General features: G+C 60.1%; 24 protein-coding genes and 1 tRNA gene. 11 read left to right on the top strand and 14 right to left on the bottom strand.

What is annotated here, in order from left to right; all coding sequences use genetic code 11:
* Positions 1-36: 36 nt before the first annotated feature.
* Positions 37-113 (bottom strand) — tRNA-Arg (locus ACR0AC_RS09535).
* A 138-nt stretch (positions 114-251) separates the two neighbouring features.
* Here ACR0AC_RS09535 and ACR0AC_RS09530 point away from each other — a divergent pair.
* Both ACR0AC_RS09530 and ACR0AC_RS09525 read left to right on the top strand, forming a co-directional pair.
* Positions 252-1,277, top strand: coding sequence for a LacI family DNA-binding transcriptional regulator (locus ACR0AC_RS09530; RefSeq protein WP_170521041.1), 1,026 nt, complete (start codon positions 252-254; stop codon positions 1,275-1,277).
* A gap of 4 nt (positions 1,278-1,281) precedes the next feature.
* Complete coding sequence (locus tag ACR0AC_RS09525) at positions 1,282-2,496, top strand: winged helix-turn-helix domain-containing protein (protein ID WP_480873004.1); 1,215 nt, start codon at positions 1,282-1,284, stop codon at positions 2,494-2,496.
* A gap of 3 nt (positions 2,497-2,499) precedes the next feature.
* Here ACR0AC_RS09525 and ACR0AC_RS09520 read toward each other — a convergent pair whose 3' ends face one another.
* Positions 2,500-3,198, bottom strand: coding sequence for a fumarylacetoacetate hydrolase family protein (locus tag ACR0AC_RS09520; protein WP_170453437.1), 699 nt, complete (start codon positions 3,196-3,198; stop codon positions 2,500-2,502).
* A 640-nt stretch (positions 3,199-3,838) separates the two neighbouring features.
* Positions 3,839-4,273, bottom strand: a complete 435-nt coding sequence (gene hpaR / locus ACR0AC_RS09515) for a homoprotocatechuate degradation operon regulator HpaR (RefSeq protein ID WP_170453436.1) — start codon at positions 4,271-4,273, stop codon at positions 3,839-3,841.
* 190 nt (positions 4,274-4,463) lie between these two features.
* Here hpaR and ACR0AC_RS09510 point away from each other — a divergent pair, with 190 nt between their 5' ends.
* On the top strand, positions 4,464-5,234 hold the full coding sequence (locus ACR0AC_RS09510; protein ID WP_170623416.1) for an HpcH/HpaI aldolase family protein: 771 nt from the start codon (positions 4,464-4,466) through the stop codon (positions 5,232-5,234).
* A gap of 4 nt (positions 5,235-5,238) precedes the next feature.
* On the opposite strand, the gene ACR0AC_RS09505 is transcribed toward ACR0AC_RS09510, so the two are convergent.
* The gene (locus tag ACR0AC_RS09505; protein ID WP_480626509.1) at positions 5,239-6,381 is read right to left on the bottom strand and encodes a DUF3095 domain-containing protein; all 1,143 of its coding nucleotides are present in this window, start codon (positions 6,379-6,381) and stop codon (positions 5,239-5,241) included.
* A 137-nt stretch (positions 6,382-6,518) separates the two neighbouring features.
* On the opposite strand from ACR0AC_RS09505, the gene ACR0AC_RS09500 reads away from it, so the two are divergent.
* The 4 genes from ACR0AC_RS09500 to ACR0AC_RS09485 all read left to right on the top strand — a co-directional run bounded on the left by ACR0AC_RS09500 (position 6,519) and on the right by ACR0AC_RS09485 (position 11,049).
* Entirely contained in the window at positions 6,519-7,691 is a 1,173-nt protein-coding gene (locus ACR0AC_RS09500) for an MFS transporter (protein WP_480626508.1), read from the top strand.
* A gap of 22 nt (positions 7,692-7,713) precedes the next feature.
* Positions 7,714-8,751, top strand: coding sequence for a glycosyltransferase family 4 protein (locus ACR0AC_RS09495; protein WP_480872999.1), 1,038 nt, complete (start codon positions 7,714-7,716; stop codon positions 8,749-8,751).
* 112 nt (positions 8,752-8,863) lie between these two features.
* Positions 8,864-9,886 (top strand): aspartate-semialdehyde dehydrogenase, encoded by a 1,023-nt coding sequence (locus tag ACR0AC_RS09490; RefSeq protein WP_480872997.1) that lies wholly within the window; start codon positions 8,864-8,866, stop codon positions 9,884-9,886.
* Between the two features lie 254 nt (positions 9,887-10,140).
* Positions 10,141-11,049, top strand: a complete 909-nt coding sequence (locus ACR0AC_RS09485; RefSeq protein ID WP_480872995.1) for an alpha/beta fold hydrolase — start codon at positions 10,141-10,143, stop codon at positions 11,047-11,049.
* 61 nt (positions 11,050-11,110) lie between these two features.
* Here ACR0AC_RS09485 and ACR0AC_RS09480 read toward each other — a convergent pair whose 3' ends face one another.
* A complete protein-coding gene (locus ACR0AC_RS09480; protein ID WP_170453430.1) occupies positions 11,111-11,647 on the bottom strand; it encodes an SRPBCC family protein in 537 nt (178 codons plus the stop codon).
* 103 nt (positions 11,648-11,750) lie between these two features.
* Positions 11,751-12,401 (bottom strand): carbonic anhydrase, encoded by a 651-nt coding sequence (locus ACR0AC_RS09475; RefSeq protein ID WP_170453429.1) that lies wholly within the window; start codon positions 12,399-12,401, stop codon positions 11,751-11,753.
* A 144-nt stretch (positions 12,402-12,545) separates the two neighbouring features.
* Here ACR0AC_RS09475 and ACR0AC_RS09470 point away from each other — a divergent pair, with 144 nt between their 5' ends.
* From ACR0AC_RS09470 to ACR0AC_RS09460, 3 genes are all read left to right on the top strand, one after another.
* Positions 12,546-12,935 carry a hypothetical protein gene (locus tag ACR0AC_RS09470; RefSeq protein WP_170735601.1) on the top strand — a complete coding sequence of 130 codons (390 nt, stop codon included), beginning with the start codon at positions 12,546-12,548 and terminating at the stop codon, positions 12,933-12,935.
* Between the two features lie 63 nt (positions 12,936-12,998).
* The gene (locus tag ACR0AC_RS09465) at positions 12,999-14,381 is read left to right on the top strand and encodes a leucyl aminopeptidase family protein (protein ID WP_480872993.1); all 1,383 of its coding nucleotides are present in this window, start codon (positions 12,999-13,001) and stop codon (positions 14,379-14,381) included.
* A complete protein-coding gene (locus ACR0AC_RS09460; RefSeq protein WP_170453426.1) occupies positions 14,378-15,115 on the top strand; it encodes a C40 family peptidase in 738 nt (245 codons plus the stop codon). Before ACR0AC_RS09465 ends, ACR0AC_RS09460 begins: the two co-directional genes overlap by 4 nt.
* On the opposite strand, the gene ACR0AC_RS09455 is transcribed toward ACR0AC_RS09460, so the two are convergent.
* Together ACR0AC_RS09455 and ACR0AC_RS09450 are read right to left on the bottom strand one after the other, a co-directional pair.
* Positions 15,112-15,462, bottom strand: coding sequence for a DUF2794 domain-containing protein (locus ACR0AC_RS09455; protein WP_170521016.1), 351 nt, complete (start codon positions 15,460-15,462; stop codon positions 15,112-15,114). The two genes, ACR0AC_RS09460 and ACR0AC_RS09455, sit on opposite strands and share 4 nt — an antisense overlap.
* Before the next feature lie 73 nt (positions 15,463-15,535).
* Positions 15,536-17,200: an ABC transporter permease gene (locus ACR0AC_RS09450; protein WP_480583421.1), complete on the bottom strand. Its 1,665-nt coding sequence runs from the start codon at positions 17,198-17,200 to the stop codon at positions 15,536-15,538.
* 136 nt (positions 17,201-17,336) lie between these two features.
* Here ACR0AC_RS09450 and ACR0AC_RS09445 point away from each other — a divergent pair, with 136 nt between their 5' ends.
* Positions 17,337-17,861: a hypothetical protein gene (locus ACR0AC_RS09445; protein ID WP_480583418.1), complete on the top strand. Its 525-nt coding sequence runs from the start codon at positions 17,337-17,339 to the stop codon at positions 17,859-17,861.
* Between the two features lie 44 nt (positions 17,862-17,905).
* Here ACR0AC_RS09445 and ACR0AC_RS09440 read toward each other — a convergent pair whose 3' ends face one another.
* From ACR0AC_RS09440 to ACR0AC_RS09415, 6 genes are all read right to left on the bottom strand, one after another.
* Positions 17,906-19,123, bottom strand: a complete 1,218-nt coding sequence (locus tag ACR0AC_RS09440; protein WP_480872992.1) for a phenylacetate--CoA ligase family protein — start codon at positions 19,121-19,123, stop codon at positions 17,906-17,908.
* Positions 19,124-19,142: 19 nt separating this feature from the next.
* Complete coding sequence (locus tag ACR0AC_RS09435; RefSeq protein WP_170453422.1) at positions 19,143-19,976, bottom strand: ABC transporter ATP-binding protein; 834 nt, start codon at positions 19,974-19,976, stop codon at positions 19,143-19,145.
* 110 nt (positions 19,977-20,086) lie between these two features.
* Entirely contained in the window at positions 20,087-21,370 is a 1,284-nt protein-coding gene (locus ACR0AC_RS09430; RefSeq protein ID WP_170521011.1) for an ABC transporter substrate-binding protein, read from the bottom strand.
* Positions 21,371-21,444: 74 nt separating this feature from the next.
* Complete coding sequence (locus ACR0AC_RS09425) at positions 21,445-22,521, bottom strand: branched-chain amino acid ABC transporter permease (protein WP_170521009.1); 1,077 nt, start codon at positions 22,519-22,521, stop codon at positions 21,445-21,447.
* A gap of 3 nt (positions 22,522-22,524) precedes the next feature.
* Entirely contained in the window at positions 22,525-22,782 is a 258-nt protein-coding gene (locus ACR0AC_RS09420) for a hypothetical protein (protein WP_170453419.1), read from the bottom strand.
* A gap of 3 nt (positions 22,783-22,785) precedes the next feature.
* Positions 22,786-23,772 carry a branched-chain amino acid ABC transporter permease gene (locus ACR0AC_RS09415; protein WP_170453418.1) on the bottom strand — a complete coding sequence of 329 codons (987 nt, stop codon included), beginning with the start codon at positions 23,770-23,772 and terminating at the stop codon, positions 22,786-22,788.
* Between the last annotated feature and the right edge of the window lie 28 nt (positions 23,773-23,800).

The raw sequence follows: 23,800 nt of genomic DNA, 5'->3' as shown, positions 1-23,800 counted from the left end.
ACGCCTTGCAAATAAGCCATATTTTTCAGGCAGTTTTGGCGACCCCGGCAGGATTCGAACCTGCAACCTGCCCCTTAGGAGGGGGCTGCTCTATCCAGTTGAGCCACGGGGCCGCGCAAGGGTCTCTGTACCTGTGTTTTTTCGGCTTGTCATGGGGTTTACGGCGGGTTTACGGCGGGTTCGTAGAACAGTTGTAAACTGCGCCCTGTTCACGCTACCATCGGGCAAAACAACAACGCAGGTGCCCTCTCGTGAATACTGAAACTAAACGCCCGCTTACCCTTCGCGATGTATCCGAGGCTTCGGGGGTCTCCGAGATGACCGTCAGCCGGGTCCTGCGTAACCGGGGCGACGTGTCCGACGCCACCCGCACCCGCGTTCTGGCTGCGGCCAAAGAACTGGGCTACGTCCCCAACAAGATCGCCGGTGCGCTGGCGTCCAGCCGGGTCAATCTGGTCGCGGTGATCATCCCGTCGCTGTCGAACATGGTGTTCCCCGAGGTTCTGACCGGCATCAATCAGGTGCTGGAAGATACCGAATTGCAGCCGGTGGTGGGCGTCACCGATTATTTGCCTGAAAAGGAAGAGAAGGTGCTGTACGAGATGCTCTCGTGGCGGCCTTCGGGCGTGATCATTGCGGGGCTGGAACACACCGAAGCGGCGCGGGCCATGCTGGATTCAGCCGGTATTCCGGTGGTCGAGATCATGGATACCGACGGCAAGCCGGTGGACGCAATGGTGGGCATTTCCCACCGTCGCGCGGGTCGTGAGATGGCGCAGGCGATCCTTAAAGCGGGCTATGAACATATCGGGTTCATGGGCACCAAGATGCCTTTGGATCACCGGGCACGGAAGCGGTTCGAAGGGTTTACCGAGGTGCTGGGCAAGCACGGGATCGAGATCGAGGATCGTGAGTTCTATTCCGGCGGCTCCGCTCTGGCCAAGGGCCGTGAGATGACGCAGACCATGCTGGAACGCTCACCCGAGTTAGATTTTCTGTATTATTCCAACGACATGATCGGTGCGGGCGGGCTGTTGTATCTGCTGGAGCAGGGCATCGACATTCCCGGACAAATCGGTCTGGCCGGGTTCAACAACGTGGAATTGCTGCAGGGCCTGCCGCGGAAATTGGCGACGATGGATGCCTGCCGGTTGGAGATTGGTCGCCAGGCGGCCGAGATCATTGCCGAACGGCTTAAAGATCCGAATTCCGAGATCGAAACCCGTGTGACCCTGACCCCCAAGATCAGCTATGGCGATACGCTGAAGCGGCGCTGACCCAATGGCGCTGCGACGGTTAGACAACCGGACGGCGCGGGCGCTGTTTATGGATCGCCACGCGCTGGCCGAGCCACCTGCGGGCGGTGCAAAAGGCGCGGAGTTGCTGGATCTGATCCAGCGGCTGGGTTTTGTACAACTGGACAGCATTAACACCGTCGCCCGCGCCCATGACATGATCCTGTTCTCGCGCAGGCCCAGCTATCGCAGCGGCAACCTCAAACGCCTGTACGAGCGGGATCGGGCCTTGTTCGAACACTGGACCCATGATGCCGCCGTCATTCCGATGGACTACTACCCCCATTGGCATCTGCGGTTTCAGCGCGATGCAGAACTGTTGAAATCCCGCTGGAAAAACTGGCGTCGTGACGGGTTCGAGCAGCAATTCCAGACCGTATTGGATCATATCCGCGACCATGGGCCGGTCTCGTCTTCGGATGTCGGGAAGGACGAAAAGAAGGGCTCTGGCGGCTGGTGGGACTGGCACCCGTCCAAGACCGCGCTTGAGTTTCTGTGGCGCTCTGGCGCTTTGACCGTTGTGGGGCGCGACGGATTCCAGAAACGCTATGACCTGACCGAGCGGGTGATCGAAACACATCTGTGCCCCGGACAGCGACCTTGTGACGAAGGGGCGACGGTCGATTGGCTGTGCAACGCGGCATTGGACCGGCTTGGCTTTGCAACCTCGGGCGAGTTGGCCGCATTCTGGGACACGGTCAGCCCGGCAGAGGCGAAGGATTGGTGCGCCAAAGGGCTGAATTCAGGTGCCCTGGAAGAGATTGAGATCACCTGTGTGGACGGGCGCGCGCGCAAGCTGTTCGCGCGACCCGACCTGATCGACGCTTCGTATGACCTGCCCCAACCCACGGGCCGCATCCGGGTGCTCAGCCCGTTTGACCCGATGCTGCGGGACCGAAACCGGGCCGAGCGGTTGTTTGGCTTCTACTATCGGATCGAGGTTTTTGTGCCCGAGGCGAAACGGACCTATGGCTACTACGTGTTCCCCCTGCTTGAGGGCGACAAGCTGATCGGGCGGATCGACATGAAAGCCCATCGGGATGCGGGCGTTTTGCGGGTCAAAGCCTTGTGGCCCGAGCGCAAGGTCCGGTGGTCGGACGCCCGCACCCGTCGATTGGACGCGGAACTGGATCGGGTCCGCCGCTTTGCCGGTCTGGATAGGGTCGCGTTTGCGCAGGATTGGCTGAAAGACCCCAAATAGGGTCTATTCTGCGTCTGTCAGTGTCAGGCGAATGGGCTCTAACCCGTCAATCCCGCCTTCGATCTTGTCCCCTGCAACCACTGGCCCGACACCGGCAGGTGTACCGGTCAGGATCAGATCGCCGGGGCGCAGGTGATAGAAACCGGACAGGTGGCAGATGATCTCATCGATCTTCCAGATCAGCTCTTGCAGGGTCGCGTCCTGACGGACTTCGGAATTGACGCTCAGGTGGATGCGCTTGTCATCGTCGGGCGACCAAGCGGCGGCCGGGGTCAGCGGCGCAAAGACCGCACCGTTTTCGACGTCTTTGCCCAGATCCCAAGGTCGTTGCTTGTTGCGCTCGCGGATTTGCAGGTCACGACGGGTCATATCCAGCGCGCAGCCATAGGCGTAAACCGCCTCCCACGCCTGTACGCGGGTGGCCTTGAACACCGGTTTGCCGATGGCAACCGCAAGCTCCATCTCGTGGTGGTAGTTCCCGGTGCCGGGCGGATAGGGCACTGTCGCATCCGTCAAAACGGCGTTTGCGGCGGATTTGGTGAAGTAAAAAGGCGCCTCGCGATCAACCTCATGCCCCATTTCGGCAGCATGGGCGGCATAGTTTCGACCGACGCAAAAGATGCGACCGACCGGATAAAGGTCCCTTTCCCCGACAACAGGCAGGCCGAGCGTGTCCGGAACTGGAAACAAATAGTGTTGCATGATGACCCCTAATTGCGTGTTCAGAGGCATCTTAGTTAAGACCGCGCCATCGGCAACCGGCGGAAACACGCCTGTTTTTACCAACGCCTTTAGATTGTTTCGGCATGGAACTGCTCAATTCCGGCACACAACCACAGATATGTTCCCTGAATCTGATCAACCCGGTTTGATCAAGTCCAGAGCGTCTATGCTTTTTGACCCCCGGCACAGATCGTTCAAAGGCATGTGTTGCAGGACCACATGCCTGAATTGAAGAATATAGCTTGGAAACCGCGGCTTTCGCACTAGAACACGTGGTATCGAAGCAAAAAAGACATTTGTCGCACGGCACCTGTCGTCGAGACAGGGAAAGACACACATCCGGTCCTATAGAAGACCGGAACAACAGCACGACCAAACTGACTCGAAGAAACCTCTTGCGGACAACCCCACAAGTCTGCAATTGGACGCGACTGTTTCGGAAGGAGCAAGGGCCAAAGGTCTACCCCCTAGACCCCAAACCCCGGTACTGAGCCATTTTCGGTTCTGCACTTTCTGAAACACGGGCCAGGCACAATTCCAGTCCGGGTCTGGCCACCCCGCCGGAGATTTCCCCCTACCATCTCCGGCGGGGTTTTAATGCAAATCGCGAATTTGCCCCTTAGCTTTCCAGATCTTTCAGCTCGTTCAACAGATCCAGCAGCATTTCATGCTTGTCCGGGCCAAGCTGGGTGCGGATGCGCTCGGCCTGTTCGACGCTGACGGCCAGATTGGCATGGATCACCTGAATACCGTCGGCGCTGATCTCGACGATCTGGCGACGTCGGTCCTGAGGGTGGCTGCGCCGAACAATCAGCTTCTTCTGTTCCAGCTTTTGCAGAATCCGTGTGAGGCTGGGCAACAGAAGACAGGCGCGTTCGGCAATATGGGTGGGTTCTTGCGGGCCTTCTTCGTTCAGCACCCGCAGGACCCGCCATTGCTGTTCGGTGACACCAGCGTCCACCAGCAATTTCCGAATGGGTCCCATAACCTTTTCCCGCGCCCGCAACAAAGCAATGGGCAAAGATCGCGACGTTAGGGGAAGTTCGTCGGTCATACTGAATCCTCACCTAAATCCAGAAATTGCGCAAGTTTTTGCAGTTGAAATTCGTGATACCAATCGATCTGGCTTTGTTTTGTTTAATGGGATGAGGCGGCTAATTCGCGGGGAAAAGAAGTAGAACTTGACCCCGGCCAATTGGCGGAATTCACTGACACCGCAAGAGCCTGAAACAGGAGTGTTCCCAATGCCCGCCCCACATAACCCGTTCAAACAGGCTCTGACACAGGGCAAACGGCAGATCGGCTGCTGGATGAGCTTTGCCGAACCAATCACCGCCGAGATCATGGGAACCGCGGGTTTCGATTGGCTGGTCATCGATGGAGAACACGCGCCAAATGACATCCGCTCGATCCGGGATCAGTTGGTGGCTTTGGCGAACAGCCCCTCGCATCCGGTGGTGCGTGTGCCCGTGGGGGAAACCTGGCTGATCAAGATGGTGCTGGATGCAGGCGCGCAGACTATTCTTGTGCCCATCGTGGAAAGCGCTGAACAGGCCCGCGCGCTTGTCCGCGCCTGCACCTATCCGCCCGAAGGGGTGCGCGGTGTCGGGGCAACCTCGGCGCGGGCGACGATGTATGGGTCCGTCAAAGACTATATCCAAACCGCCGATCAGGAAATCTGCCTGCTGGTGCAGGTGGAAAACCGCGCCGGGATCGCGGCGCTGGACGAGATTTTGCAGGTCGAGGGTATCGACGGGGTGTTCATCGGCCCCGCCGATCTGTCCACGGATATGGGCCACCAAGGCAACAGCGCCGCGCCCGAGGTTCGCGCGGTGATCGCAGACGCAATGAAACGGATCAGGGCTGCCGGCAAGGCTCCGGGCATTTTGGGCACGAATGACGAGGCGACCTCGGCCTATCTTGAGATGGATCCGGCGTTTCTGGCCGTGGGCATTGACGTGATGCTGTTGGCGCAATCCGCCCGTGCACTGGCGGCACAGTGGAAGCCGGAATAACCGCTTAGCCGCGCATGACCGCTGCGGCCTGCGCATATCCACCTGATGCACCATCGACAAAATGCACATGGTCGTCACGGGTGGCTGCAGGGACAAAGCAGGTCATCATCGCCTCATCCTGCGCGTGCAGGCCGTATCTGATCTTGCCGCGCCCGCGCGCCTCTTCCAGCATCTGCTCGATCTGGGCCAACGTCGCCGGGTCGCAATCCAGCGTCATTTTCAGCCCGTCATCGAATTTGCGGAAATCGGCGTTGCGACTGACCATATGCCTGTAATGCCCAGGTTCGAACTGGCCCATGCGTTTGCCGGTCCAGAACAGCATCGCGATCAGCAGGTTCTGACCCAACAGCATCAGCTTTTGCGCCAACAGGTTCCGCCCGGCGCGGGACACATGAGCATCCAAGCCCACATCCGGGGGCGGCCAGGTCATGGGCGGGCCCGTCTCGGGCACCGGATGGCCTGCACGGGCCAACCCGTCCGAGGCGCGCAGAACCGATTGCGCCAGATCGGCAAAGTCGCTTTCGGTGGCGCTTGCGGTCGGCTGCACCACAACCGACACGATGCGACCATGCTGCGCCGGACTGTTGGACCAGCGGCAGGACAGGCCGGTCAGATCCGGTTGGCTGCCCGGCTCAGCCATAGGTACTTCATGCACACCTGCTTTCATCTGCGCCTCGGCCCAGGCCAGTCCGCCGCCCGTGAACATGGCATAATCCACCCCGTTCGAGGGCGCGTAGCGTGCCACGCGCAAATCCTTGCCCGCCTTGCGCAACTCGGCCACCGGCACCAAGGCGGCGCGCAAGGGCATCGAGAATTCCTCCTCCGCCCAGCGCCGCAGGTCAGACAGTGTAGTGCGCGCGGTATCCGCTGCGCTGGGTGGCACCGCAAATCCGGCCCCGTCGCCACCAAAGACATAGGGAAACAGCTTGCCGTCCATGGCGTTGATCATGCCCGAGATTACCGCCGCGCCGACCATGTTGACCGTCTTGTAGCGCCCGCGCGCGATCTCTCCGGTCGAATCGACAATATCGGCGACGCCCAGAATCCAGTCATCGGGAACGGGTGCGAAGGTCGACGGGTCTGCCAGCCGGTTAAAATCCCGCAGCAGCGGAAGGTTTTCATAAAACGCAGAATGGAGGTCTTTCATTGTCCCCCTCAAATTGGCTTGACCCAAAAGCTAGCTCAAACGTGATCGAAGTCCGCCCTCTGCAACATTCTACACGCGCTTGTGCGTTTTGCCACGACGTGCCAAGGATTGGTGCCAAGATGTGAAGGGGATGTTACATGAAGTCAGGGCTGGTTGTACTGTGTCTGGCTTACGTCCTCAGCCAGTTCTTCCGCGCGTTTCTGGCCGTGCTCAGCCTGGATCTTGAGAAGGATATCGGTGCCACGCCCGAGGATCTGGCCTTTGCCTCGGGCCTTTGGTTTCTGGTCTTTGCCGCCATGCAGTTGCCCGTGGGCTGGGCGCTGGACCGGGTCGGCCCGCGCCTGACCGCCGCCGCTCTGCTGCTGGTGGGCGGTGCTGGCGGGGCGGCTGTGTTTGCCGCCGCATCCTCGGCCTTTCATATCAGCGTTGCAATGGCGCTGATCGGGGTCGGATGCTCTCCGGTCCTGATGGCGTCTTACTTCATCTTTGCCCGCGAATACCCGCCTGCCCGGTTTGCAACCCTTGCGGCGGTGATGCTGGGTGTGGGGTCGGTGGGAAATCTGGTCGCCTCTTACCCCACCGCGCTGGCGGTCGAACTGATGGGCTGGCGCGCCACCCTGCTGGGGCTGGCGGTGATCTCTGCCGTGATCGCCCTTGGCATATGGGTCAGCGTTAGCGACCCGGCCAAGGTCGAGACCGAGCATAGGGGATCAGTTCTGGACCTGTTGAAGGAACCCGCCTTGTGGCTGATCCTGCCGCTGATGCTGGTGGCCTATGCGCCCTCTGCCGCGCTGCGGGGATTGTGGGCCGGGCCGTATCTGAACGACGTCTTCGGGCTCAGCACCACTCAGATCGGGACCGCAACTCTGATCATGGGATCGGCGATGATCGGCGGGACCTTTGCCTACGGGCCGCTGGATCGCATACTGGGCACGCGGAAATGGGTGATCTTCGGCGGTAATGCGCTGGGGGCAGCGGCGCTGGGTATGCTGTGCCTGTGGATCGACAGCGCGATATGGGTCTCGGTCCTGCTGCTGGCGGTCATTGGGTTTCTGGGGGCCAGCTTTCCGGTGATCATGGCCCATGGCCGGGCTTTTGTGCCGCCACATCTGGTGGGGCGCGGGGTCACCTTGCTGAACCTCTTTGGCATCGGCGGGGTTGGGATCGCGCAATTCGTGACCGGTCGCATCCATGCGGCCAATACCGCCGCCGGAGCCACCGCGCCTTATCTGGCCATCTTCGGCTTTTTCGCCGTGACCCTTGCCATTGGCTGCGTGATCTATCTATTCAGCCGGGACAACGTGGATTGATTTAGAACCGGAGGGACGGCCCGTGCAGGATATCGAGGTGATCGCACCCAACCTGAAACACAGCCTGTCCGGGGTCACAACCACGGTCATCCGCCTGCTGCCGATCCAGAAAGAGATGATCGGGATCGTCGCCACCGGCCCCGGCCTGCCGGATGACCTGCCGCATATCCGCCTGATCAAGGTTCCGTTCCTGTCCAACCGCACTCGCCGGGTCTGGCACGCGCGGCGCAATACGGAAATGCTGATGGGCCTGTTTCTGCGCAAGGTCCTGCGGCGCAATCTGAAACTTCTGTTCACCTCTGCGGCGCAACGGGATCATTCCGGGTTTACCAAGAAGCTGATCTCGCAAATGGATGCCTTGATCGCGACAACGCCGCAGGCAGCCTCGTTCCTGCAGCACCCTTCGACGGTGATCATGCATGGCGTGAACACCGAACTGTTCCACCCGGCGACCGACAAACAAGCCCTGCGCGACAAGCTGGGCCTGCCCAGCAGTACGCTGATCGGCTGTTTCGGACGCATCAGGCCACAAAAAGGCGTCGATCTGCTGGTCGACGCCGCGCTCAGCGTTCTGCCCAACCATCCCAACGCCCACATCATCTTCACCGGTCGCGCCACCAGCGAATTCGAAGCCTTTCAGGCCGAGCAGGAAGCCAAGCTGCAAGCCGCTGGCTTGTGCGACCGTGTCCATTTTCTTGGCGAACGCCCGTGGGAGGAAATAGTCGAGACCTATCGTGCCCTCGATCTGTTCGTCGCCCCCGCCCGCCACGAAGGGTTTGGTCTGACCCCGCTTGAGGCGATGGCCTCGGGCGTGCCCGCCATCGCCTGCCATGGTGTGGGCGCGTTCAGTGCCCAGATCAAGGACACTGAGACCGGACGGCTGGTTGAAAAAGACAACGCCCCGGCATTGGCCGAGGCGCTGGATCAGATGCTGTCCGACCCGGCCCAACTGGCCACCGCCGGACAGGCCGCACGCGCCCATGTGGAACAGAATTTTCGAATCGAAGGCGAGGCCGAAGCCATCGTAAAGGTCTACCGCTCTCTGCTGGATGCGGAATAAGCGCAGCGAACCGCCTCAAATCCGCGTCAATCGGTGAAATACCCTGCGAAAGCCCTTTTTTCTTCGCTGCAACGCGGCTATGAACGCGCGTCCTTAACTTTGGAGACATGAAATGGGCTATCGCGTCGTCGTCGTCGGCGCCACGGGTAACGTGGGCCGCGAAATGCTGAACATCCTGGCGGAACGCCAGTTCCCCGTGGACGAACTTGCCGCTCTGGCAAGCCGCCGTTCGCTGGGCACTGAGGTGACTTTTGGCGACAAGACACTCACGACCAAAGACCTGGACACCTTTGATTTCACCGGCTGGGACATCGCCCTGTTTGCCGTAGGCTCTGCCGCGACCAAGGATTATGCGCCCAAGGCCGCTGCGGCGGGCTGCGTGGTGATCGATAACTCGTCGCTCTATCGCTACGACCCGGACATTCCGCTGATCGTGCCCGAGTGCAACCCGCAGGCGATCCACGATTACAAGAACAAGAACATCATCGCCAACCCCAACTGCTCGACCGCGCAGATGGTCGTCGCGCTGAAGCCGCTGCATGACCGCGCCAAGATCAAGCGCGTTGTCGTCTCGACCTACCAGTCGGTGTCCGGTGCGGGCAAAGAGGGTATGGACGAGCTGTGGGATCAGACCAAAGCCGTCTACAACCCGATCAACGAGGTTGAGCCGAAGAAGTTCCAGAAGCAGATCGCTTTCAACGTCATCCCTCAGATCGACGTCTTCATGGAAGACGGCTCGACCAAAGAAGAGTGGAAGATGGTTGTCGAGACCAAAAAGATCGTCGATCCATCGATCAAGGTCACGGCCACCTGCGTCCGCGTTCCGGTCTTCGTCGGCCATTCCGAGGCCATAAACATCGAGTTCGAGGAATTCCTGGACGAAGACGAGGCCCGCGACATCCTGCGCGAAGCGCCGGGCATCATGGTGATCGACAAGCGCGAAGCCGGCGGTTACGTCTCGCCCGCCGAATGTGTTGGCGATTTCGCCACATTCATCAGCCGCATCCGTCAGGACTCGACCGTCGAGAACGGCATCAACCTGTGGTGCGTCTCGGACAATCTACGCAAGGGTGCTGCGCTGAACGCGGTGCAGATCGCGGAACTGCTGGGCCGTGAGGTTCTGAAGAAGGGCTGAGCCCACTGAAGGATCAAGGACTTTGAAACAGACCCTGCCACTTCGGTGGCGGGGTTTTTTTGTGCGGTATGAGCGAATTCAGGCCTATGTAACCACTTCGCGACAAAACGCTATTGCCGGGCAGCAGAGAAAACCCAGTTTTCGGTGGTCACTTATTCCCCCTGCTTTCAGCAACTTGCATGCCCTGCCTTGTTTGATATTCAGCAAATCATCCAAATCGGTTTCTCAGCGCCCGCCGCGAAACAGGAGGCACAATGTCCTGGTCAGAACTGCATTTCGTCGAGGCCGGTAAGCTTGAAATTGCTTATCATGAGTTCGGTCCAACCGATGGTAAGCCGGTCATTCTGCTGCACGGCTTTCCCTATGACGTGCGCTCTTACGATCCGGTTGCACCGGATCTCGCCGGACAGGGGTTTCGGTGTTTTGTGCCGTACTTGCGCGGCTACGGTCGAACGCGGTTTCTGTCCCCCGACACGATGCGTTCAGGGCAACAGGCAGCAATCGCCGCTGATTTGCTGGCCTTCATGGATGCGCTGAGGATCGAACGTGCAACGCTTGGCGGCTATGACTGGGGTGGCCGGGCCGCCTGCATTGTGGCCGCGCTTTGGCCGGAACGCGTCAGTGGTTTGGTCAGTTGCGGCGATGGCTACAACATTCAGGACATTCCAAACGCATGGAAACCGGCATCGCCCGAGAAAGAAGCCCGCTACTGGTATCAGTATTATTTCCACACCGACCGCGGGCGTACGGGTCTGATTCAGCAGCGGTATGATCTGTGCCGCCACATATGGTCCCTTTGGTCGCCCAGTTGGGCGTTCGATGAAGTGACGTTTGCAACCACCGCCGCATCATTCGAAAACCCCGATTTCGTGGACATCGTGCTGCATTCCTACCAACACCGCTATGGCGGGGTTTCGGGTGACCCCGATTACAACGAGATCGAGCAGCTTTTGACCGGGCAACCCGACATCACGGTCCCCAGTATTGTTTTGTTGGGGCGCGACGATGGGGTTGAGCCTCCGTCTGACGAAGACCTCGATCAGCGCCACTTTATCGGCCCATACCAGCGCCGGATCATCGACGGAGTCGGCCACAATCTGCCGCAGGAAGCCCCGCAGGCGTTTGCGGCGGCGATCTCAGATTTGCGGGCCACGGCTGACTGAACGGATTCTGGTGGCGGGCGGTCAGTTTCTGACGGGCAAGCCGCGCGCAAAGCTGGTTCTGTCACCCCTGCCCCTCGACCAGTGCCTTCAGGTTGGTTAATCCGCGCTCATAATCTCCGCCGACCCAGCCATCCATCATCAGCCCCATCCAGCGCGTCATCGGGTTCAGGCCCAGATCGGATGTGAATCCCCAAGTGACCTGCGTCTGCCCGCCTTCGGGTTGCAGGGTAAACGACGCCGTAGCCGTGCCCATCGGGCCGAAATCCAGCGCTGTCTGGACGCTCTGGTTCTCAACACTCTCTACAATTTCTTGCGAGCCGGTACCAACCTGCGGGTGGTCCGACGCCCAGTTCAGAGTATTGCCGACACCCGACGCTGGCCCCGAATAGGACAGCTGGGTTTCGGGATCACGGTGCAGCCAGGGCGACCATTGCTCGGTCTCTTGCATGGAGTTCACATAAGGAAAGATCGCCTCGGGCGGAGCATCGATGGTGATGCTGCGGGACACTTCGGCTTTGCCGGGCAGCAGGTAAGAGATGCCCACAAGCGCCAGAACAAGCACGATCAGGCTCAGAACAATGCGTTTAATCCATTTCATAATATGCTCCGGAGATTGCGATCAATGACCTAAGCATACCGGAATACAACTGAAAACCAGACCCTGAACTGCACCTGATGCCTGCGCTGGCGGTTCGGCGCTGTCAGACCGGCACGAATCTCTTCTGGTGCGGATCGAAACACTCCAGCCCGCCCGCACCGATATCCGTCCAGAGCCCGTGCAGGCTGAGCGTGTCGTCTTCGACCGCTGACGCCACAAATGGGAAGGTCATCAGGTTCTCCAGCGACGCCACAACCGCCTGCCGTTCGAACTGGCGGGCCTGGTCGGCGCTGTCTTCGATATCTGCGACCAGATCATATTTGGGCTTCAGGATGTCCATCCAGCGGCCGACAAAGCTTTCCTTGGCCTCAAGTTGCGGGGCCTGCCCCTTGCACATGTCGATACAGCCCTGCACACCGCCGCATTGCGAATGCCCCAACACGATCAGATGCGCCACTTTCAGGGCCGTCACGGCGTATTCGATGGCGGCGCTTGTGCCATGATGGTCGCCATCGGGCGCGTAAGGCGGGACAAGATTGGCGATATTGCGGTGAATGAAGAACTCACCCTGATCCGCCCCGAAGATCGAAGTCACATGCACCCGGCTGTCGCAGCAGGAAATCACCATGGCTCGGGGGCGCTGCCCCTCATCCGCCAGACGCCGATACCAGACCTGATTTTCGGAATATGTCGTCGCCTTCCAGCCGTGATACCGTTTCACCAGATAGGTTGGCAAAGGTTTGGCTATATCCATTTCGGTGTTCCTGTCTTCAATTGCTTAGGCCGCTGTAAACTGAATTCAAGGAAAATTCGAGCCATTATCCGAACTCCGCGCAAGGATTTGCAAAGAATTTCCCGCCAAACATCAGGCCTACGCCGTGGGGGCGACTGAACTAGGGTGAATGTGGTGGATAAGATACTCACACTTGAACATAAGGAAACCGTGCGACTGGACCCGGATCGCCTCAGCGGGCTGTACCGGCAACTGGGCGACAAGAACGCGTTGGATGTGCTGTGCCGCACGGTCGAGGAACTGGCCGTGCGCCTGTCGAATTGCGAACGGTTCTGGCGGCAGCGCGATTGGGAGAACCTGCGCAAATGCTCGAAATCGCTGGTGGCGATCGCCGATCAGGTCGGGATGACCGCACTGGCGCGGGTTGCGGGCGACGTGGCAGGCGCGGTCGATGCCGGGGATGCGGTGGCGGCTGGCGCAACGCTGGGGCGGCTGATCCGCGTGGGTGAGCGGTCGTTGACCGCCGTTTGGGATCAGCAGGACCTTTCCGTCTGACGGGGGTTGCGGGCGGGTCGCAGGTGGCTAGTCTGGGCGCAAATTCAATCAGCCGAGACGCCCATGACCCTAAGCTTTGCCCCGCCCTCTGACGTTTCTGTTCCGCTGCATGTGCTTGGTCAATCCGATCTGGACGGATGGCTTCAGGACCAGCCGGATCATGTTCGTGATTGGGTGGAGGTGAACGGGTTCACCGGTGCAATAGGTCAGGCGCTTTTGGTGCCGGGCAAGGATGGCCGGGCCGGGTTTGCGCTGGCGGGCTATGGAACGCAGGCCAAACGCGCCCGCAAACGGTTCCCTCTGGCCGCCGCTGCCGAGGCGCTGCCCGAAGGCACGTATCACCTCGGGTCCGATGTCCCGCCCGATCAGTTGGAGATGGAGTGTCTGGGCTGGCTGCTGACCGGCTATGCGTTTGACCGCTACGCCAGCCAATCTCCGGCCAAGGCGCGTCTGGTCGCGCCGGATACTGTAGATGCCGCGCGGCTTGAGGCGATGGTCAATGCCGAGGCGCTGACCCGCGATCTGGTCAACACCCCGGCCTCGGACATGGGACCCGACCAGTTGCAACAGGCGGCGGAAGCGCTGGCGCAGGAGTTCGGGGCGACATGCAGCACCATCACCGGTGATGCGCTGCTGGAGCAGAATTTTCCGATGATCCACGCAGTTGGCCGCGCAGCGGATCAGGCCCCGCGTCTGATCGAGATGGGCTGGGGCAACAAAGGGCCCAAGCTGACGCTGGTCGGCAAGGGTGTGTGTTTCGATACGGGTGGTCTGAACCTGAAACCCGGTGCCTCCATGGGTCTGATGAAGAAGGATATGGGCGGCGCGGCGAATGTGCTGGGGCTGGCCCGGATGATCATGGAGCTGAATCTGCCGCTGCAACTGCGGGTGCTGATCCCGGCGGTTGAAAATGCGGTGGCAGGCAACGCCTTCCGCCCCGGTGACATCCTGACCTCGCGCAAGGGTCTGACGGTCGAGATCAACAACACCGATGCCGAGGGGCGGTTGGTGCTGGCCGACGCGCTTGCGCTGGCGGATGAGGGGCAGCCGGATCTGGTGATCTCGATGGCAACCCTGACAGGGGCCGCGCGCGTGGCCGTCGGCCCGGATCTGGCCCCGTTCTATACGGATGACGATCAGGCGGCGGCGGCCCTGACGCAGGCCGCGCAACGCTCGGCCGATCCGGTCTGGCGGATGCCGTTCCATACACCGTATGAGGCGATGATCGAGCCGGGGATCGCCGATCTGGACAATGCGCCCTCGGGTGGGTTCGCGGGATCCATAACCGCCGCCCTTTTCCTGCGCCGCTTTGTCGAAAACAGCGCTTATATGCATTTCGACATCTATGCATGGCAGCCCAGCAAGTCGCCCGGACGCAGCAAAGGCGGTTTGGGCCAAGGCCCGCGCGCCGTGCTGGGTGCACTGCCGGAGATATTGGGCCTGTGACCCGCCTGCGCGTCATCCGACCCGTCATTGACCTGCTGCGCAGTCCAGACGGCGCGCGTGACCGGCAATTGCTGTTCGGAGACACCGTGCAGGTCGCCGAAGAACAAGACGGGTGGAGCCGGATCACCGCCGACAAAGATGGCTATCCCGGCTGGGTCCGGTCTGCCCAATTGGGGCCGGAGGTGCCGCAGACCCACCGGATCACTGCTCTCGCAACCCATGCCTATGAACAGGCGGATATGAAAACCCGCGATCTGGCCTCGCTGAGCTTTGGCAGCACCGTGCATGCTCTGTCGCAGACGGACAGGTTTCTGGAAACCGAGTTGGGATACATTCCAACGGTCCACACTGCGCCGATCTCGGACATTCAAACCGACCCGGTGGCCGTGGCCGAGCTGTTTCTGGGCACGCCCTATCTGTGGGGCGGCAACAGCCGGTTCGGGATCGACTGTTCCGGGCTGGTTCAGGCCGGGTTGCTGGCTTGCGGTATCGCGTGTCCGGGTGACAGTGGCGATCAGGAGCAGGCAGTTGGCACTGCGCTACCTGATGGCACACCGCCCCAACGCGGCGACCTGCTGTTCTGGAAGGGTCATGTGGCATGGGTTTCAGGGCCGAACATGCTGTTGCATGCGAACGCGTATCACATGGCAGTGGCCTATGAGCCTATGGATCAGGCAATCGCCCGCATTCTGGCCCAAGGCGACGGGCCTGTGACAGCCCACAAAAGGCTCTAATCCGGCGAAACCGAGCGGATCAGCTTACGCTCCAGCACCCTCAGTACCGTGCGCAGATCATGGCCGCGTTTCAGGATACGTCCGTCCATACCGACAACCGAATACATCCCTTGTTTCTGCCGCAGGCGTGGGTGCTTTTCGATGCGATAGATCGGATGTTCCGCCGTGCGCCGGAAAATCGAGAAAATCGCCATGTCACACAGGTTGGAAATTCCGTAATCGCGCCATTCTCCGGCGGCGACCATCCGGCCGTATACGGACAGGATATGGGACATCTCGCGCCGGTCGAACGCGACGGGCATCTGGGCCGAGTTTGCAGAAAACCGGCTGGGAGGCTGCATGTTCATACCCCAAGCCTTGCCGGAAATCGCGCCCGAATCAAGCCTGTTGCGCTGCTATGCTTCAATTCGTCAAAAGGTGTTACCGGCGTCCGACCTGTCGGCAAATCAGGATCACGGGCAGCAATCCGACGGCCAGAATGACCAATGAGGGCACCGCCGCGCCCTCAAGCCGCTCGTCCGAGGCCAGCCGGTACGCCTGCACCGCCAGCGTATCAAAGTTGAAAGGCCGCATGATCAGTGTGGCGGGCAGTTCCTTCATCACATCGACAAAGACGATCAGCAATGCAGTCAGCAGCGATGGCGTCAGAATGGGCAGATGCACCCGCCGCAGAGTGCCCAAGGGCGTTTGCCCCAGGGATCGCGCGGCGGCGTCCATATTGGCGTGAACCGTGCTCTGCCCGCCTTCATACGCGCTCAGCGCTGCTGCCAGAAACCGCACCATGTAGGCCGCAACCAACAACCAGATCGAGCCGGTGACCAGCAGGCCGGTTGAGATATCAAACGTCTGGCGCATCCACGCATCGAGCGCGTTGTCGAAGGCAGCAAAGGGGACGATCAGCCCAACCGCGATCACCCCACCCGGAACCGCGTAACCAAGACGCGAGATATAAGCCGCACCTGACGAGGCGCGACCGGGGCGAAGGCGCTGAAAAAACCCGACGCTGATGGCGGCAGACACGGTGACAACCGCTGCGGTCCCCGCAAGGATCAGTGAGTTGCGGATGAACCCGAGATAACGCTCCGACAGCAGGTTCTGCTCGGATTCCATTCCCATCTCAACAAGAATGATCACCGGCAGCAGAAACCCGAACAGCACCGGGACAGCGCATAGAACAAAGGCACCGACAGCGCGCCAGCCGGTCAGATGTGCGGCGGGCTGCGCTGCGTGCTGCTTGCCCGCCTGATAGTATTTTGCCTTGCCCCGCTGCGTGCGTTCAGCCACTGCCATGACCAAAGCAAAGGTCAAAAGGCATAAGGCCAGTTGCGCGGCACCCGCGCGATCGGCCAGCGAAAACCAACTGGTATAGATACCCGTCGCAAAGGTCTGGACACCGAAATAGGACACGGTGCCAAAATCCGCGATGGTCTCCATCACCGCCAACAGCACGCCGCCCGCAATCGCCGGGCGCGCCATCGGCAGAGACACGCGCCGAAACGCGAGCCATGGGTTGTTGCCCAACGCACGCGCCGCCAGAAAGGCGGTTGCGCTTTGCTGCAAAAAGGCCGCGCGGGCCAGCAGGTAGACATACGGATACAGCACAAGGATCAGCATCGCCGCCGCACCCTCGGTCGAGCGGATCTCGGGGAACCAGTAATCGCGCGGGCCCCACCCCGTTACATCGCGCAGGGTGGATTGCACGATCCCCGGATGATCCAGAATAAAGGTATAGGCATAGGCCAGCACATATGCCGGAAAGGCCAGCGGCAGAACCAGCGCAATCTCAAGCAAGCGTACGCCGGGAAACCGGGTCATCGTGACCAGCCACGCGGCCCCGGTGCCAATGCTGAACGTACCCGCAGCGACCAAAACAACCAGGATGAGCGTGGTCACCGTGTACCGGGGCAGCACCGTCTCGGCCAGATGCGCAATCGTGTCGGTCCCGCCGGTCAGCGCCGCCAGAACAACGGCCACCATCGGCAACAGGCAGGCCGCTGCAACCACATAGGCCAGCCCGGCCAAAAGCCGGGTGCCGCGTACGCCGCGGTTCCGCGATCCGTTTTCAGAATAGTCGATCTGGGTCATCCGGCGTCTTCAGAATGCTCTGAGTGTCCTTTTCGACTAAAATCGTCGGGATTGCCAGCACCAATACAGCTAACTACCGCTCCCGAGTTTGCTCAATCCCCCATTCGTGACTTGTACGTGATAAGGGATTCCAGACTTGCTGCCGGACAACGCTTCTGTTCGGCTGAGGCATTACGCCAAGATTGGATATGCAATGCCCTGCCGAGTTTTTCTGACCATGTCGATATTAGCGCTGGCGGGCTTTCCAGTGCGGGCAGAAACAATCGTCGACACCGAATTCGCGAAAGCATGCTTGGTAGCAGAGGATGAGACTTTGGAAAATTCGACCCTAAACTGGCAAAAGATCAGATTTCTGGAAGAATTGGACTATTGCTTGATCGCCGTCGCCCAGCACCTGTCGAGCCCAAACAAACTGATCAGTTGGATGAAGGCCAGCGGCTTCCATGTGTCCAATCCTATTGCCTATTCGCGAAAAATTATGTGGGCATCATATAAGTACGACGGAGAGGGAGTTTTGATCAACGGTCGCATTCCAAAGAGGGAATTTCAGTGGAGCATTCACCCTTTGAGAACTTTCGGCGCCTACAGCCTACATTCCGGGATATTGCTTAGGAACAATGGCCATCCGGAATTGGTAACCAGCGTTCTGAACACCAAATGAGTTCGTCAAACGTAAGGCGAAGAAAACCTCGCCTTACGCGGGTGTCATTCATAAACCCGCTGATCCTCGATCACCAAACCGTCTTTCGGCAGCGATCCGGGGGCGACAACCTCGATGGCGCCTTTCAGTTTCAGCACCTCGGCGACCGATTTGGCATAGGCCGTGTCATCCCCGCCCGGGCTTTCGATCTGGACGGTCATGGTGTCCATCTCGCCCTGACGCGCGGCGATCACGCGAGCTTTGACGATCTCGTCGTGTTTTTCGACCAGAGCCGCCACCTGTTCGGGCCGCACGAACATGCCCTTGATCTTGGTGGTCTGATCGGCACGGCCCATCCAGCCCTTGATCCGCATATTGGTCCGACCGCAGGGCGAGACGCCGGGCATCAGCGCCGACAGGTCTCCGGTCGCAAACCGGATCAGGGGGTAGTCGGGGTTCAGCGAGGTCACGACAACCTCACCCACTTCACCAATGGCCACAGGAATGCCGGTTCCGGGGGTGACGATCTCGACGATGACATGCTCGTCGATGATCATTCCTTCCATCGCGGCGCTTTCATAAGCGACATTGCCCAGATCAGCCGTGGCATAGCATTGCAGGCAGGAAATCCCGCGATCCGCATATTCCTGCCGCAGTGACGGGAACAGCGCACCGCCGCCCACGGCCGCCTTCGAGAAGTTCAGCGCAACGCCCATCGCGTCCGCCTTGTCCAGAATGACCTTCAGATAGTCCGGCGTGCCGGCATAAGCGGTGCATCCGACATCGCGCGCCGCCGTGACCTGCAATTCGGTCTGGCCGGTTCCGGCGGGCAGAACCGCAGCGCCAACCGCGCGTGCGCCGTTTTCAAAGATCATGCCCGCAGGTGTCAGGTGATAGCCGAAACAGTTCTGAACGATATCGCCAGCCCCAACACCCACTGCGTTCAGGAACCGCCCCATGCGCCACCAATCGTGATCGGTGCTGCCCGGCTCGTAAATCGGGCCGGGAGATTGGAACACGTGATGAAAGTGCCGCGCCGGTTTCACCGTGAAGCCGCCAAAAGGCGGACGACTGGCTTGCGCGCGGGTCAGGTCCGATTTGCGCAGCACTGGCAACTTGGGCAGATCATCCGCAGATTCCACCTTATTAGTGTCTTTTCCTGCCAGATGCGCCGTAAAGCCCGGAGAAGATTTCGCCCGTTCCAGCTGCGCGCGCAAAGCGGCGGCCTGATCCGAGGCGCGTTCGTCGGCTGAGCGCGTTTCGAGTGTGTCGAAATAGGTCATCGCCATATCCTCCATCAGATCACAACCACCGCTTGCGGCGACGGTACGAGCGGACGTCGCGAAAGCTCTTGCGGCCTTCCTCCGACATGCCAAGGTAGAATTCTTTCACATCCGGGTTTTCGCGCAGCTCGGCGGCGGGCCCGTCCATCACCACGCGGCCCGATTCCAGAATGTAGCCGTAGTGCGCAAAGCGCAGCGCCACATTGGTGTTCTGTTCGGCCAGCAGGAAAGACACGCCCTCTTTCTCGTTCAAATCCTTCACGATGCCGAAAATCTCTTCGACCAGCTGCGGCGCAAGACCCATCGAGGGTTCGTCCAGCAGGATCGTCTCGGGTCGTGACATCAGCGCCCGGCCCATCGCCACCATCTGCTGTTCCCCACCCGAGGTATAACCGGCCTGGGATTTGCGGCGTTCTTTCAGACGGGGGAAATAACTATAGACCAGTTCCAGATCCTGTTGGATCGCGGCATTGCCGTCTTTACGGGTATAGGCCCCGGTCAACAGGTTTTCCTCGACCGTCAGGTGTTCGAAACAGTGGCGGCCTTCCATCACTTGGATGACGCCTTTTTCCACCAAATCGGCGGGGTCGCTTTCATGCACGCTTTGGCCGCGATATTTGATCGAGCCCTTGGTGACCTCGCCCCGTTCCGAATGCAGCAGGTTCGATACAGCTTTCAGCGTTGTTGTCTTACCCGCACCATTGCCACCCAGCAAAGCCGTGATACCGCCCTTGGGTACGGTCAGGCTGACGCCTTTCAGCACAAGGATCACATGGTTGTAGATCACCTCGATATTGTTGACCTCAAGCAGGGTTTCTGCCTGCACTTCGGTGGTGTGTGCCGCATCAAGCATCAGCGCGTGTCCTCGTGCCTGCCCCCGAAGGGGCTGTTCGTGAGGAGCGGCAGTGCAACCGCCGCTCCGGATTTTCAGCGCCCCGGATCAGGACCGGGACAGGGGGTCGCTTATTCGCAACGCCCTTCGATGTTGTTTTCGGCGGCATAAGCGGCCGAGTCTTCCTCGATCAGCGCGTTGATCACCTCGACATCGGTAGGCTTGAAGTCCTGAACCGAATTCCAGGTTCCTGCGGCGGCATCCCACTGCACGACGCCGACCAGGCCGGGGCCACCATGGTTGTCACAGCTGACCGAGAATTCAGGCCCGAAGCCCGACATGCCCAAGCCTTCCATCTTGGCGCTGGTGATTTCCAGTGCCTCCATGCCATCGCGCATCATCGACGCGTCGATTTCAGCAGTTCCGTGCATGTCCTGCGCAGTCTTCACCGCCTCGGCAGCCAGCATCGCAGCATAGAGACCACGGTTGTACTGAACCGTACCAAGCTGATCACCTGCGCCTGCCGCTTTGCCCGCATCGACGACATATTTCTGCAGGTCGTCATAGACCGGATAGTCCATGCCGAGACCGGTGAAGGTCAGCGCCTTGTAGCCAGTGGCTTTATCACCCGCAGGTTCCACGTCGAATTCAGCGCCAGACCACCAGACACCGATGAAGTTTTCCATCGGGAAGCGGATATTGGCGGCTTCTTGCACGGCAACCTGGTTCATCACGCCCCAGCCCCACATGATCACATAATCGGGCTTTTCACGGCGGATCTGCAGCCACTGCGACTTTTGCTCTTGCCCCGGATGATCCACGGGCAGCAGGGTCAGGTCATAGCCATGCTTTTCGGCCAGTGTTTCCAGCGTGCGGATCGGTTCCTTGCCGTAAGCCGAGTTGTGGTAGACCAGCGCGATTTTCTTGCCGTTCAGGTCGCCGCCATTCTCGTCCAGCAGATAGTTGATCGCGCCCGACGCACCGTTCCAGTAGTTGGCCGGATAGTTGAACACATGGCTGAACACCTTGCCGTTCGCAGCCGAGGTCCGACCGTAGCCCATCGTGTGCAGCGGAATGCCATCTGCGGTCACTTTGGGGATCAGCTGATAGGTAATCCCGGTCGACAGCGGCTGATAGACCAGCGCGCCTTCGCCCTTGGTTGATTCATAGCATTCCACGCCTTTTTCGGTGTTATAGCCGGTTTCGCATTCGATCACGCGGGCTGAGACACCTCCGATGCCACCATCGCGCTCATTCAGCAGGGTGAAATAGTCGGCATAGCCATCCGCAAACGGAATACCGCCTGCCGCATAGGGTCCGGTCCGATAGCTGAGCGACGGGAACACAAGGTCGGCCATGACCGGACCTGCGGCCATCACAGCGCCCAGCGCCAGGGTTGCCAGTTTCTTGTTCATCGGGTGTCTCCTCCCTTGGTTGATCCGATGTTGGTTTCGGGCTTTCCGCCCGTCTTTTTGATTGGGCCAGCCCCTTAGTGCGGGAACGGCCAGAGTCTGAGTTTCTCTTTCGCCACGCGCCACAGCTGTGCCAGCCCGTGCGGTTCAAGGATCAGGAACATGATGATCAGCGCACCCACGATCACGAGGTTCAGGTGCGCCACGATATCGGTGGGCCAGCCCAGCACATCGACGCCGACCACCTTCAGCACCACCGGCAGCAGCACAAGGAAGGCCGCCCCGGCGAAGGACCCGAAAATCGATCCTAACCCGCCGATAATCACCATGAACAGCACCAGGAATGACTTCTGGATGCCGAACACTTCGCCCACTTCGACCGCGCCCAGATAGACCGCAAAGAACAGCGCACCCGCGATGCCGACAAAGAAAGAGCTGACGGCAAAGGCGCTGATCTTGGCCTTGAGCGGGTTCACCCCGATGATCTCGGCCGCGATGTCCATGTCGCGGATCGCCATCCAGGTGCGCCCCGTGGTGCCGCGCGTCAGGTTGCGGGCGATGATGGCGGACACAGTCAGGAAGATCAGGCAGAACAGATAGGTGGCCCAGGCCGGAGCATTGGGTCCGGTGATGATGATCCCGAACACGTCCCGCTCGGGCGCGTTGATCTGGCCCGAGGCCGAGTAGTTGTAGAACCACGGCACCCGGTTGAACAGCCACACCAGAAAGAACTGCGCCGCCAGTGTGGCCACCGCCAGATAGAACCCCTTGATCCGCAAGCTTGGCAGACCGAACAACACGCCGACAATGGCGGTGATCCCGCCCGCAAGCAGCACATGGACGAACATGCTGACATCGGGAAAGGCGGTCATCAGCTTGTAGCAGGCATAAGCCCCCACAGCCATGAACCCGCCGGTGCCCAATGACACCTGCCCGCAATAGCCCACCAGAATGTTCAGCCCGATGGCCGCGATGGCATAGATCAGGAACGGCAGCAGCAGGGCGTTGGCCCAGTAATCGTTGATGATGAACGGAATGATCCCGAACGCCACCGCCAGCACGACGTAGTACCGATACCGGTCAAACTTGATCGGGAAAGTCTGGCTGTCAGCGACATAGGAGGTTTTGAAATCTCCGGCCTCACGATAGAACATATCTTACTTTCCCCATTCTTCCTGCGCCCGGTTCCGGGTCGCGGCGTCCAGTTGTTTTGATCCCTTGGCGTATCCGCTCGCCTCGGACGAACGCACCAGTTTCATGTAGGCCATGATGCCCGTGACCAGCCCGGCAAAGGCCAGGATCGCCGCGACCACCAACTGAGCGTCCGTCAGGCCTTCGGCGGTGATGGCGATATAGCCAAAAGCCCAGAAGCCGGCCCATGCGATCACGTTGATGATGGCGATCAGCTTTTGCACAGCCTACACCCTCTCAATGATCTTCTCGCCGAACAGACCCTGCGGCCGGAAGACAAGGAAGATCAGCGCCAGCACATAAGCAAACCAGTTCTCGGTCGCGCCACCCAATGCGGGGCCCAGCGCAAACTCGAACAGCTTCTCGCCCACGCCGATGATCAGCCCGCCAACGATGGCCCCGGGGATCGAGGTGAACCCGCCCAGCATCAGCACCGGCAACGCCTTGAGCGCGATCAGGCTCAGCGAGAACTGCACGCCCGACTTGGTGCCCCACATGATCCCCGCGACCAGCGCCACGAACCCGGCCACCGACCAGACCATGACCCAGATGAAGTTCAGCGAAATCCCCACCGACAGCGCCGCCTGATGGTCATCAGCCACCGCGCGCATCGCCCGGCCTTGCTTGGTGTACTGGCTGAACGCAACCAGCGCGGCCACCAACAGCGCGGCAATGACCGTTGCCACAATATCCAGATTGTCGATGAAAAAGCCGTAGTCGAAGATGTTAAAGGTGGTCTCGTCAATCCACAGGTTGATACCCTGCGGCAGCCCCACATCCAGCGTCTTGATCTCGGACCCCCACATCAGGTCGGCCACACCTTCGAGGAAATAGGCCAGACCGATTGTGGCCATGAACAGGATGATCGGTTCCTGCCCGACTAGATGGCGCATGACGAACCGTTGCACCGCCCAGGCCAGCAACACCATCACTGCCATGGTCAGAATAACCGCAAGCAGCGCGGGCACGTTCCAGCCGAAATAATGGATATGCGTGCCGAAAATCGCGTTGATCAGATGCGCAAACGGCACCTGTCCGTTCATGATCCCCACCAGCGTCATCGCCGCAAACAGGGCCATTACCCCTTGGGCATAATTGAAAATCCCCGACGCCTTGTAGATCAGCACAAAGCCCAGCGCGACCAGAGCATAAAGCACCCCGGCCATCAGACCGTTGAGGATGACCTCCATCGCAAAAACGAGTTGTTCAGGCATGCTCGCCTCCCCAAATATCTGCCCGGAT

The sequence above is a fragment of the Ruegeria sp. H7 genome (genome assembly GCF_056532945.1).
Note: the sequence above shows the minus strand (reverse complement) of the source record. Positions and strands in the feature narration are given on the sequence as shown.